The sequence below is a fragment of the Lysinibacillus sp. RU7 genome (assembly GCF_057837305.1).
Map to the genome: position 1 here is coordinate 186576 of NZ_JBYQFK010000002.1, position 13385 is coordinate 199960.

10 protein-coding genes are annotated in these 13385 nt (G+C 40.4%); 1 reads left to right on the forward strand and 9 read right to left on the reverse strand.

All coding sequences use genetic code 11. The features are described from left to right. Window positions 1–24 precede the first annotated feature (24 nt). From rho to AC3II9_RS02500, 6 genes are all read right to left on the reverse strand, one after another. On the reverse strand, window positions 25–1308 hold the full coding sequence (gene rho / locus AC3II9_RS02475; RefSeq protein WP_391367680.1) for a transcription termination factor Rho: 1284 nt from the start codon (window positions 1306–1308) through the stop codon (window positions 25–27). A 101-nt stretch (window positions 1309–1409) separates the two neighbouring features. After that, on the reverse strand, window positions 1410–2372 hold the full coding sequence (gene glpX / locus AC3II9_RS02480) for a class II fructose-bisphosphatase (protein ID WP_489152890.1): 963 nt from the start codon (window positions 2370–2372) through the stop codon (window positions 1410–1412). Window positions 2373–2473: 101 nt separating this feature from the next. Beyond that, a complete protein-coding gene (murA, locus tag AC3II9_RS02485; RefSeq protein WP_489152891.1) occupies window positions 2474–3748 on the reverse strand; it encodes a UDP-N-acetylglucosamine 1-carboxyvinyltransferase in 1275 nt (424 codons plus the stop codon). Between the two features lie 43 nt (window positions 3749–3791). Next, window positions 3792–4442: a fructose-6-phosphate aldolase gene (gene fsa, locus AC3II9_RS02490; protein ID WP_489152892.1), complete on the reverse strand. Its 651-nt coding sequence runs from the start codon at window positions 4440–4442 to the stop codon at window positions 3792–3794. Between the two features lie 191 nt (window positions 4443–4633). Continuing rightward, complete coding sequence (locus AC3II9_RS02495; RefSeq protein WP_489152893.1) at window positions 4634–5488, reverse strand: class II fructose-bisphosphate aldolase; 855 nt, start codon at window positions 5486–5488, stop codon at window positions 4634–4636. Between the two features lie 399 nt (window positions 5489–5887). Next, a complete protein-coding gene (locus AC3II9_RS02500; RefSeq protein WP_489152894.1) occupies window positions 5888–6247 on the reverse strand; it encodes a response regulator in 360 nt (119 codons plus the stop codon). A gap of 133 nt (window positions 6248–6380) precedes the next feature. On the opposite strand from AC3II9_RS02500, the gene AC3II9_RS02505 reads away from it, so the two are divergent. Then, entirely contained in the window at window positions 6381–6944 is a 564-nt protein-coding gene (locus AC3II9_RS02505) for a DUF2529 family protein (protein ID WP_489152895.1), read from the forward strand. Window positions 6945–7054: 110 nt separating this feature from the next. Here AC3II9_RS02505 and pyrG read toward each other — a convergent pair whose 3' ends face one another. The 3 genes from pyrG to icmF all read right to left on the reverse strand — a co-directional run bounded on the left by pyrG (window position 7055) and on the right by icmF (window position 13369). Continuing rightward, window positions 7055–8659 carry a CTP synthase gene (gene pyrG, locus AC3II9_RS02510; protein ID WP_391367699.1) on the reverse strand — a complete coding sequence of 535 codons (1605 nt, stop codon included), beginning with the start codon at window positions 8657–8659 and terminating at the stop codon, window positions 7055–7057. A 478-nt stretch (window positions 8660–9137) separates the two neighbouring features. Next, window positions 9138–9713 (reverse strand): DNA-directed RNA polymerase subunit delta, encoded by a 576-nt coding sequence (gene rpoE, locus AC3II9_RS02515; protein ID WP_489152896.1) that lies wholly within the window; start codon window positions 9711–9713, stop codon window positions 9138–9140. Between the two features lie 407 nt (window positions 9714–10120). After that, complete coding sequence (gene icmF / locus AC3II9_RS02520; protein ID WP_489152983.1) at window positions 10121–13369, reverse strand: fused isobutyryl-CoA mutase/GTPase IcmF; 3249 nt, start codon at window positions 13367–13369, stop codon at window positions 10121–10123. Window positions 13370–13385: the final 16 nt, after the last annotated feature.

Genomic DNA, 13385 nt, shown 5'->3' on the forward strand with positions numbered 1-13385 from the left:
GATAAAATTAAATACGTAAAAATGTTATAGCAAGCCTTTTCCCTTTGTCGCCTTTTTCATATCTGCATCTAATTTTTCAAAAAACTCTTCGTTTGTTTTGCTGCCACGTAGTTTGCGTAAAAACTTCTCCGCAAAGTCTGGCGCATCGCTGAATGTTTTGCGGATCGCCCATAGCTTATCGAGTTGTTCTTGTGGAATCAGTAGCTCCTCTTTACGTGTACCCGAGCGACGAATATCAAGCGCTGGGAAGATACGGCGCTCTGCTAAGCTACGATCTAAGTGAAGCTCTAAGTTTCCTGTTCCTTTAAACTCTTCGTAAATGACCTCATCCATCCGGCTACCCGTATCAACAAGCGCTGTTGCTAAAATCGTTAAGCTACCACCTTCTTCGATGTTACGGGCTGAACCGAAGAAACGTTTTGGACGGTGGAATGCAGCTGGGTCAATCCCCCCTGATAATGTACGTCCACTTGGTGGAATGACTAGGTTATACGCACGTGCTAGACGTGTAATGGAATCCATTAAAATAATAACATCTCGTTTATGCTCTACTAGACGACGAGCACGCTCTAAAACGATTTCTGCTACTTTCACATGATTTTCTGGTACTTCATCGAATGTGGATGAAACGACATCCGCTTTGACAGAGCGCTCAATATCCGTTACCTCTTCTGGACGCTCATCAATTAATAACACAATCAATTCTGCTTCTGGATAGTTGGTTGTAATAGCGTTCGCTACCTCTTTTAGTAACGATGTTTTCCCTGCCTTTGGTGGGGCTACGATGAGACCACGTTGACCAAAACCGACAGGCGCAATTAAATCCATAATGCGTGTTGATAGTTTATTCCCTTCTGTTTCTAGCTTAATTTGACGATCTGGGTAAAGTGGAGTTAGTGCTGGGAAGTGAACACGCTCTTTTGCAACTTCTGGGTCTTCCCCGTTGACTGCTTGTACTTGAAGGAGGCCGTAATAACGTTCATTCTCTTTTGGTGGACGTACTTTCCCTGTTACCTTGTCCCCGTTACGCAAATCAAATCGGCGAATTTGCGAAGCTGAAATATAAATATCCTCTTTAGACGGTGAGTAGTTGATGGGACGAAGGAAACCAAAGCCTTCTTGCGACACAATTTCAAGGACACCTTCCATGAAGAAATAACCTTCTAATTCTGATTGTGCCTTTAAAATCGCATAAATCAATTCTTTTTTATTTAACTTACTATAATAAGAAATCTTAAATTCACGTGCTTGCGCATATAACTCTTTTAATGTCATATTTTCTAATTGCGCAATTGTAAGAGCCGACATAGCTTCTCTCCTAACTATATTTATTTTTCTTTTGGAATGTTCATAAAATGGGAGAACTTTTTAAAGAAGGGCCCGGCTAGAGATGCCGGGCAACATTGAAGTTATTTATTAAATGTTGGTTTTTTTTCGATACTGTGACGTCCCTCGATAAAACGTACTGTACCTGTTTTTGCACGCATAACAACAGAGTGTGTTAAAGCGTAAGAACCTTTATATTGAACACCTTTTAAAAGCTCGCTATCTGTTACAGCTGTTGCTGCAAAAATAGCATCATCACCTTTTACTAAGTCATCCATATAAAGTACTTTATCGACGTCAATCCCCATTGCTTTGCAACGTTCTAGTTGTTCTTCATCTTCAGGTACTAGCTTCGCTTGGAAGTCGCCACCTAAACATTTTAATGCTACGGCAGAAATAACACCTTCAGGGGCGCCACCCATACCGAACATAATATCAATGCCTGTTTCGTCAAATGCTGTATTAATCGCAGCACCAACATCACCGTCTTGAATAAATTTAATACGTGCACCTGCTTCACGAATTTCATCAACAATTACTTGGTGACGAGGACGATCTAATAATGTTGCAACGACATCTGAAATGTCTTTGTTTTTCGCCTTTGCTACTTGTAATAGATTATATGTGACCGATGCATTAATATCAATTTTACCAGCAGCCTCTGGACCAACTGCAATTTTCTCCATATACATATCCGGTGCATTTAATAAATTGCCGCGATCTGCAATGGCAAGTACTGTCATCGCACCATTTGTACCTTTTGCAACGATATTTGTCCCTTCAAGTGGATCCACTGCGATATCCACCTCTGGACCACCGTTGCGTAACCCTAATTCTTCCCCGATGTACAGCATCGGTGCTTCATCCATCTCACCTTCACCGATGACAACTGTTGCATGCATTGGAATTGTATCGAACATGTGACGCATCGCTGTTGTTGCAGCGTCATCTGCTTCATTTTTAAGTCCACGTCCCATCCATTTGGCTGAAGCAATCGCTGCTGCCTCTGTTACGCGAACAACTTCCATTGATAAACTACGTTCCATTATAAATTTGCCTCCTGTTTTCGGCTAGCTGAACAAAAAAAGATTGCTACATGCTCGCCTAAACCTTCACTTTCATTTCACTTTCATTGTAACATATTCGTCTAGCTCGTTTTATCTGATGTTAAAATTGTTTCACGACGAATATTCGCACCTAGTGTACAAAGCTTTTCAATTAAAGAGCTATAACCACGCTCAATATGATAAATATCGTGAATTTCCGTTTCTCCCTTGGCAAGCAGGCCAGCAAGTACTAATGCAGCACCTGCGCGTAAATCCGTTGCCGTTACGACCGAACCTTCTAATTGTGTTGGCCCTTCAACAATCGCCGTATTGCCTTCCACACGTGCTTTGGCACTCATCCGACGGAGTTCATCAATATGTTTAAAACGCGCTGTATAAATGGTATCCGTCACTTTCGATGCACCCACTGCTTGTGTCATTAAAACAGATAGTGGCTGTTGTACATCTGTTGGAAAACCAGGGTATACAAGTGTTTTCACATCGACAGCGTGCAATACGCCTTGCTTTGGTATAAAAACGCTTTCCTCGTCTTCTTCTATCACAACGCCCATTTCACGTAGCTTTGCAATGACAGAATCTAAGTGCAATGGAATCACATTATCAATTGTTACCCCGTCGCCAATCGCTGCTGCCATAATCATAAATGTGGCTGCTTCAATACGGTCTGGAATAATCGTATGCTTCGTACCATGCAATTCTTCTACGCCGTCAATCCGAATGACACTCGTACCAGCACCTTTAATTTTAGCCCCCATATTCGAGAGCAGGGTTGCTACATCAATAATTTCTGGCTCTTTTGCAGCATTTTCAATAATCGTCCGTCCTTTTGCAAGTACCGCTGCAAGCATAATATTAATCGTAGCCCCAACACTTGCTACGTCTAAATAAATTTTCGCCCCGCGTAACTCCTCCGCACGCAAATAAATCGCACCGTGCTCATTTGTTACTTTCGCACCTAACGCTTCAAATCCTTTAATATGTTGATCGATTGGGCGCGGCCCTAAAAAACAACCGCCTGGTAAGCCGACAACTGCTTTTTTAAAACGTCCTAACATAGCGCCCATTAAGTAATACGAAGCGCGAAGTTTTTTTACATTCCCATTAGGCAATGGCATCGCAATCATATTCGAAGGATCGATTGTCATCTTTCCGTCTTCAAATGTGACTTCGCCGCCAATTTCTTCAAGTAAAGCTTTTAACGTCCAAGCATCTGAAATTTCAGGAATCCCTCCAATAGTGACGGAAGAATTCGCCAAGATTGATGCTGGAATTAAAGCGACCGCACTATTTTTCGCACCGCTGACTTTGACTGTACCTTGTAGACGATGACCACCGTTAATTTTGTAAACATCCATACTAGCGTTTCTCCTTCATCACTTGGAAAGCTTATTTTTCTTATTATTGACCTTCACGCTTTGACCAATCCGCTAAAAATCCTTCAATTCCTTTGTCAGTTAATGGATGGTTAAATAATTGTTTTAATACCTTAAATGGTGTTGTTGAAATATGTGCACCAGCTAATGCCGCTTCTGTAATATGTTGTGGGTGGCGGATAGAGGCAGCGATAATTTCTGTTTTAATATCATGGATTGTAAAAATATCTGCAATTGTTGAAATTAATTCAACACCGTTTTGTCCGATATCATCCAGACGCCCTAAAAATGGTGATACATATGTTGCACCCGCGCGCGCAGCCATTAATGCTTGGTTCGCTGAAAAGATTAATGTAACATTTGTTTTGATGCCTTTTTCAGAGAAAAATTTACATGCTTTTAATCCTTCTGGTGTCATCGGTAATTTCACTGTAATGTTTGGGTGAATCGCTGCTAATTCTAAGCCTTCTTTCATCATGCCTTCCGCGTCTAATGAAATAACCTCACCACTAACTGACCCATCTACTAATTCAGCAATTTCTTTTAGACGATCGTGGAAATTCACACCTGGCTCTTTTGCTACCAAAGTAGGGTTTGTTGTCACACCTGATAAAATGCCCCAAGAATAGGCTTCTTTAATTTCTTCAAAGTTTGCTGTATCGATAAAGAATTTCATGTATTTATCCTCCTTGTACAAAGCTGCATAAATGTATTGTCATGATTAGAAAAACACAACTCGCGCTGAAATAGTGCGAGTTGCTATGTTTTCTTATGTGGATTTTCTTGATCACTTCTATTTTCATATCCACCAAGATAAGAGAAGGGCTGCGTATTAGACAAGGCTCCTCATCATAAAGCTCTTATATATTACGCTTTTTGAGAGCTACCAAATACACGCATTTTACCGATAACTGTTTCTTTAATCGCTTCACGTGCAGGTGCTAAATATTTACGTGGATCATACACTTTTTGATCATTGTTTAAAATGTCACGGATTACTTTTGTTGCCGCGATTTGATTTTCAGTGTTTACGTTGATTTTCGCTGTTCCTAAAGAAATTGCACGTTGAATTTGCTCATCTGGAATACCTGTACCACCATGTAATACTAAAGGCATACCTGTTTCGTTACCGATTTGTTCCATTTCAGCAAATCCTAGTTTTGGTTCGCCTTTGTATGGACCATGAACTGAACCAAGTGCTGGCGCTAAACAATCGATTGCTGTTTGCTCAACCATTGCCTTACATTCTGCTGGATCAGCATAGATGATACCGCCTGTTACACCATCTTCTTCCCCACCAACTGTACCTAATTCAGCTTCGACTGATACACCGTGAGCATGCGCATATTCTACTACTTCTTTTGTGATGTTTACATTTTCTTCAAATGAGTGGTGTGAAGCATCAATCATAACAGATGTGAAACCTGCATCGATGGCTTCTTTACATTTTTCGAAAGATGAACCGTGGTCTAAGTGGATGGCTACTGGAACTGTGATGTTATAGCTTTCGATTAATCCTTTTACCATGTGTACGACTGCTACAAAGCCGCCCATGTATTTTCCTGCACCTTCTGAAACACCTAAAATAACTGGTGAATTTTCTGCTTGCGCCGCTTGAAGGATTGCTTGTGTGAATTCTAAATTATTAATGTTGAATTGCCCTACTGCGTATTTCTCGGTTTTTGCTTTGATTAACATTTCTTTCATAGAAACTAATGCCATTATGGAAATCCTCCCTTAAGGATGCTAAATATTTTATATGAAAACATTCAATCCCATCATAACAAAAACCAACGCATCTGAAAAGCTTCAGATGCGTTGGTTTTCTGCACCGAAAGCACAGCGACAGGTGCAAAATTACTTCAATCCTAAAAGTATCTCAGACCGTTATGTTTTCTGCACCGAAAGCACAGCGACAGGTGCAAAATTATTTCAATCCCAAAAGTGTTTCAGACCGTTATGTTTTCTGCACCGAAAGCGAAGCGGCAGGTGCAAAATTATTTCAATCCAAAAAGTGTTTTAGGCTATTATGTTTTCTGTCGCAAAAACACATTAGCAATGTAGATAAAATAAGGAATTCATGCTCTCTACGCATGAATTCCCAATATAATTTCCATAAAACTACACACTTACTACATCCTTTACACTATTTAATACATCAAAAATATTAAATGGTTTTGTAAAGTACTTTGTCGCACCAAGTCGCATTGCCTCATCGATTAAATCTTGTTCCCCGTAAGCAGTCATCATCATCACCGAAATAGTTTCATTTTTAGCTTTGAGTTGTTGTAAAATTTCGATGCCATTCATACCCGGAATTTTCATATCTAGCAAAACGCAATCAATCGCTTCTTCATCGAAGATTTTCAATGCTTCCATCCCATTTTGCGCTAAATATGTCACGTACCCTTCTTTTTTAAATACTTCATTCAATAACAGTCGAATACCTGGTTGATCGTCAACGATTAGTATGTTTCGCATCATAAAATTCCCCTTATTACCATTTTTGTAATAAATTCTATAATAATATACAAATACCTTCTTATCCACTAAAATCATTTTCAAATTTTGCAATTCAGTTGCATCAAACTTATAATGGGGTGGAGGTGGAAATATGTCAAAAATTTTAACTACTCAAATGAGTGGCTTATTACAGCGTATTCAAACAAGCGAAGAAGAAGCAGTTGAAGAAACAGCACGTTTACTTGCGCAAGCTGGCATTGGACAAGGTCATGTATATTTCGCCTGTTTTGGTGAATTAAAGGCAATCGAACTGAATGCGGTGGCAAGTGTAGCGCCATTTACAAAAATTGTACCATGGACAGATGATGTGGTCGTAACAGAAGTAGACCGAGTCATTATTTTTACACGCAGTTGTCAAGATCCACAAGCACTTACGTTAGCCCAAAAATTGTACGATGCGTTTATTCCATTTGCCGCTGTGGCAAGTGAAGTGGTGAGTGCTGACAATCCGTTAAGCGAGCTTGCTTATACATATATTAGCCTGAAAGTTCGTGGCGGCATTTTACCACACCCAACAAAGCTAGGTGAGCGAATCGTCTTCCCGCATTTAATTGCCGCATTATTTATTTATGAAGCGATCAAAATGGCCTATGATGAAATGATTTCAGATGATGAAGAGTTAGAGGAGGATACACCGACTTCCCCCTTTGGTTAATAATCTGCTACTGCTCCTTCATGAGAGTGGTGGCTTTTTATTTTGCTCAAGCCCCCTTAGCAATAAAAAACTACCTCGCCCGATTGTAGCGAGGTAGTTCGTATCAAGTATTATTTACGATTCGCAAACGCTGCGCCAACAAACTCACGGAATAGTGGTTGTGGACGTTGTGGACGTGATACTAATTCTGGGTGGAATTGACCAGCGACGAAGAATTTCTTCTCTGGTAATTCAATAATTTCAACAAGCTTGTTATCAGGCGATACACCTGAGAAGACAAGACCTTCTGCTTCCATCGCTTCACGGAATTCGTTGTTGAACTCATAACGATGACGGTGACGCTCATAAACTAACTCTTCTCCGCCATAACAAGCACGTGCACGAGAACCTTCTTTTAGCTTACATGGATATAAACCAAGACGTAATGTACCACCTAAATCTACATCTTCTGATTGATCTGGTAAGAAGTCGATAATTGGGTAATTTGTTTCTTTATCAAGCTCTGTTGAATGTGCACCTTGTAAGCCAAGTACATTGCGTGCAAACTCAATTGTTGCCAGCTGCATCCCTAAACAAATACCAAAGAATGGAACGTCGTTTTCACGCGCAAATTTAATCGCTTCAATTTTCCCTTCGACACCACGATCACCGAAGCCACCTGGTACAAGAATACCGTCAGCTTGTCCTAACAGCTCCTGTGCATTTTCTGCTGTAATATGCTCTGCGTTTACCCAATCGATTTCGATATCTGAATCATATACATAGCCGGCATGCTTTAATGCTTCTGCTACTGAAATATAAGCATCTTGTAGCTCTACATATTTCCCAACTAGGGCAATACGTGTTTTATGCTGTAAATTTTTCACTTTGTGTACAAGCTCTTTCCAGTCAGACATATCTGCTTCTGGTGCTTGGATTCTAAAGTGATCAAGGACGATATCATCAAAGTCTTGTGCATGTAAGTTCAATGGCACTTCATATAAATGCTCTACGTCACGCGATTCAATGATTTCATGTGGTTGTACGTCACAGAATAACGCTAACTTGTCTTTCATATCTTGTGAAATCGCTTGTTCTGTACGGACAACGATAATGTTTGGCTGAATCCCAAGTGAACGTAACTCTTTTACGGAGTGTTGCGTCGGCTTTGTTTTCATTTCACCCGCTGCTTTAATATACGGGATTAATGTACAATGCACATACATAACATTATTATGACCAAGACTTGTTTTCATTTGACGGATCGCTTCTAGGAACGGTAATGATTCGATATCGCCTACAGTACCGCCTACTTCTGTAATCACGACATCGGCATTTGTTTCGCGACCAGCACGCTGGATGCGGTCTTTAATTTCGTTTGTAATATGAGGAATTACTTGCACCGTACCACCGTTGTAATCACCGCGACGCTCTTTTTGTAACACAGATTGATACACACGGCCAGATGTCACTGTTGAATGTTTCCCTAAGTTAATATCGATGAAACGCTCGTAGTGACCTAAGTCTAAATCAGCCTCTGCGCCATCGTCTGTAACGAACACTTCACCGTGTTGATAAGGGCTCATCGTACCTGGATCAATATTTAAATAAGGGTCGAACTTTTGAATTGTCACTTCAAGACCACGGTTTTTGAGTAAACGTCCTAAAGATGCTGCGACAATCCCTTTTCCGAGTGATGAAACAACCCCACCTGTTACGAAAATATACTTTGTCATGCTAAATTCCTCCTTGAAAATAAGAAAAGCTTAAACGTTTGGCACACCGCAAACAGTTGAAGCAATAAACTAAATGAAAACTTATATTTCGCTCGGCCATTGCAAGCGCTAATTATTAGAAAGACACATCTCGTCCCAAAGTAACCCGAAATGATGTCCGTTCTGATGCGGATATCCATGAAACTCATACTTTCCTATCCACAAATAAAAAACGCTCCTCCTGCTTGTTGCAGGGGGAGCGTATCAATCGTACGGTCAATCTCCTCTTTTAAGGAGCCCAAGTAAAAGATTATACGGAAGTGTAAAAGAAGTCAAGTACTTTTACATGGGACATTCCCTGAACAAATTTAGGTATCCCCTTGTTTGACATTACCTAAACACAAATGTAGACAAAGTCAAACTTTGACTTTGTCTACATTGCTTTCTATATCAAATCTTACACGATATGAGGAAAGAACGTGGCTTCCCGTGAGCGAGTTTACTTCTCGTCGTCTATAAACTCATCGAAATCGTCAGCTTCTTCTTCTTCCTCGTCTTCATCTTCGATAATGAATTCTTCTTCTTCTTCTGGAATTAGCTCTTCATCGATTTCTGCATCGATATCTTCAATATCTTCTTCTACAAAGTCGAGTGAATCATCTTCTTCGATCTCATCTTCTTCATCAACAAACTCATCGAAGTCTTCATCGAATGCGATATCATCTTCATCCAGTTCAAGGATTTCTTCTTCATCATCGAGTACCGCTTTTGATTTTTTCTTACGCACTTTTACTGTTGGTGCTGTTTCTTCTTCGATTGTCTCTACTTTATACCATTCGCGTAAACCCCAACCGCTCTCATGGTTTAATAAGAAACGGCCATCCACATTCATATCTGTATAAAATTGCACAAGACGAGCTTTAATCTCCTCATCTGAATAACCATTTAAATTTTGAATGGCTTTTACTAAATCATTAAATAAAATGGCTGATTTACCTTCTTCTAAAACTGCGTATGCTAAATCAATTAACGACTCTTCTGCTAATTGTTCTTTTGTCATTTCACGAAAGTTCAAATCGTGCACGTCCTTTCTTTGATTACATTACCTAAACATAATACCCATTATATACAAACTTAATAGTACTATGCTAGTTTCATTTGTTGTTTTTTATTTTCTGACATTCTTTGATGCCTACGTAAAATAAGAAAGCAGACAAAATTAGCAGTGGAATCGACGCTAATTGCTCATTATACAAAAAGAAGGTGGCGACCAAACAACCAAGTATTATGATATATCTCATATATTGCATCATCTGTGCCGCCTCCTTGCTGTCTTTAAAGCTAGTATACAAAATTAGCGAGAAATCGTCGTGTAAAAGAAAACGCGTAACTAGCCCATTATGGAGAAGAAGTCGTTAAGCGAGCATTTTTCTAATCAAAATAGAATTTTTTGTAAAAATAAATTATACATTTCGGGTAAGTTTACATATTTCGACGATATTGCCCGCCCACTTCATAAAGCGCTTGTGTAATTTGACCAAGACTCGCTACTTTCACAGTCTCCATTAGCTCCGCGAAAATATTGCCACCCGTAACCGCTGCTTGTTTTAAACGGTTAAGCGCTTGGTCAATCTGTGCTACATTGCGCTCTTGAAATGCATGTAAATTCAAAATTTGTGTATCTTTTTCTGCTTTTGATGCACGGGCAATTTCCATTGAATCAATCGCCTCATCGGAAGGTGGATTTGGATTTAAGTACGTATTTACGCCAATAATCGGCAGTTCGCCTGAATGTTTTAAGTGCTCGTAGTACATCGATTCTTCCTGGATTTTACCACGCTGATATTGCGTTTCCATCGCACCAAGTACCCCACCGCGATCATTCATCCGATCAAACTCAGCAAGCACTGCCTCCTCTACTAAATCCGTTAACTCCTCCATAATGAAAGCCCCTTGCAATGGATTTTCATTTTTCGATAAGCCATGCTCTTTTGTAATAATCATTTGAATGGCCATCGCACGACGTACCGACTCTTCTGTTGGTGTCGTAATCGCTTCATCATATGCATTTGTGTGTAGCGAGTTACAGTTATCTTGTAGTGCCATTAATGCTTGTAGTGTTGTACGAATATCGTTAAAGTCGATTTCTTGTGCATGTAAGCTTCGACCGGATGTTTGCACGTGATACTTCAGCTTTTGCGAGCGCTCATTAGCACCGTATTTATCTCGCATTGTAACGGCCCAAATGCGACGTGCGACACGACCGATGACTGTATATTCTGGATCTAGCCCGTTTGAGAAGAAGAACGATAAGTTCGGTGCAAAATCATCGATATGCATACCACGACTTAAATAATACTCTACATACGTAAAGCCATTTGCAAGAGTAAAGGCTAGCTGCGAAATCGGGTTGGCGCCAGCTTCCGCAATATGATAGCCAGAAATGGATACAGAATAGTAGTTACGCACTTTATGGTCGATAAAGTACTGCTGAATATCGCCCATCATACGTAGTGCAAATTCTGTGCTGAAAATACATGTATTTTGCCCTTGATCCTCTTTTAAAATATCGGCCTGTACTGTCCCACGCACGACTTGTAGCGTCGCTTCACGTGTTTCTGTAAACTCTTCTATCGTTAATGTGCGACCGAGCTCTTGCTCACGCTTTTTCACCTGCTGATCAATCGCTGTATTCATAAACATTGCTAAAATAATTGGTGCTGGACCGTTAATCGTCATTGATACCGATGTACTCGGTGCACATAGATCAAAGCCATTATACAACTTTTTCATATCATCTAATGTACATACATTTACACCCGATTCGCCAATCTTCCCGTAAATATCAGGACGAATATGTGGGTCCTCTCCGTAAAGAGTAACCGAGTCAAAGGCCGTCGATAAACGTTTTGCGTCATCATCCTTCGATAAATAGTGGAAGCGTTTATTCGTACGCTCCGGTGTTCCTTCACCCGCAAATTGACGCTTCGGATCTTCCCCTTCACGCTTGAACGGGAATACTCCTGCTGTATATGGGAATGAACCCGGTACGTTTTCAGCATATACCCAGCGTAAAATCTCACCGTAGTCTTTATATTTTGGCAATGCGACTTTCGGAATTTTTGTGCCTGATAATGACTTTGTTTTCAAAATCGTGCGAATTTCTTTATCACGAACCTTTGTGACAAGCTCATCACCGGCATACGCTTCTTTTAATGCTTGCCAGTTACTTAAAATCGTTTTCGATTCCTTTGTTAATTCGTCACGAACACCTGTAATAAGCGAATTTAACGAAGCAATTAGTGCTTCCTCTGTCGTAGGTAATTGCTTTAACGTACCTTCTAATTGATACAGCCTACGTGCTAGTTCTACCTGCTCTGCTGCCTTTTTATGATAACCGCGCACCGTATCTGTAATTTCACGTAAATAGTAACGACGTTCATTCGGAATAATGACATCTTGCTTTTGTGTTTTTACCGATTGTTCGTATGATGTATGCCAATTGTAATCAAATTTTTCATTGATTAAACGTACAAGCGCTGCAAATAGCGAGTTTGTACCTTTGTCATTGAATTGAGAGGCAATTGTACCGTATACCGGCATGTCATCTAAATCTGTCGTCCACGCTTCACGTGAACGTTGCATTTGTTTTTGTACTTGGCGTAGCGCATCTTCAGAACCTTTACGCTCAAACTTATTGATCGCAATAATATTTGCATAATCAATCATATCTATTTTTTCAAGCTGCGTCGGTGCACCAAACTCACTTGTCATCACATACATAGATAGATCCGTATACTTTGTAATTTCAGCGTCCCCTTGCCCGATACCACTCGTTTCCACGATGATTAAATCATAGCCTGCCGCTTTTACGACATCGAGCACATCGCCAATTGACGCAGATAACTCTGTACGCGATCCACGTGTTGCTAAGCTACGCATATATACACGCTTGTTGAAAATTGCATTCATACGAATACGGTCACCAAGTAAAGCGCCACCTGTTTTTTGCTTTGTCGGATCGACCGAAAGAATGGCCACTTTCTTATCAGGGAACTCTTGTAAAAATCGACGAATTAATTCATCTGTTAAGCTTGATTTTCCTGCGCCGCCCGTTCCTGTAATCCCTAGAACAGGTGTATGTTTCGAGTTCGCACGTGCCACTTGCAGTAATGGTGCGACATCTTCTCCCCCTATTTCAGCTGCTGTAATCAAATTAGCTAAAATTTCAGGTGTATCCGTCGAAAGCTTTTCCAGTTTTTCTAGATAGTCGCCTGCTAATGTAGAGAAGTCTGCCCCTTTTATTTTTTCATTAATCATGCCTTGTAAACCGAGGCGACGGCCATCTTCTGGTGAGAAAATACCGCTAATCCCGTACTCATGCAATTCTTTAATTTCGCGAGGTAAGATTACACCCCCACCGCCGCCGTAAATTTTAATATGTGGTGCCCCTTTTTCACGTAGTAAATCGTACATATATTTGAAGTACTCCATATGCCCACCTTGATAGCTGGATACGGCAATTCCTTGTGCATCTTCTTGAATAGCTGCATTGACTACCTCTTCTACTGAACGATTGTGTCCTAAGTGAATAACTTCTGCGCCACTTGCCTGTAAAATGCGGCGAATAATATTCACGGATACATCATGTCCGTCAAATAAACTGGATGCTGTCACAAAACGTACGTGATGTGTAGGTTTATATATTTGCACTTTGTTTTCAACTGTCATCTCCGCTTTTGTCTCT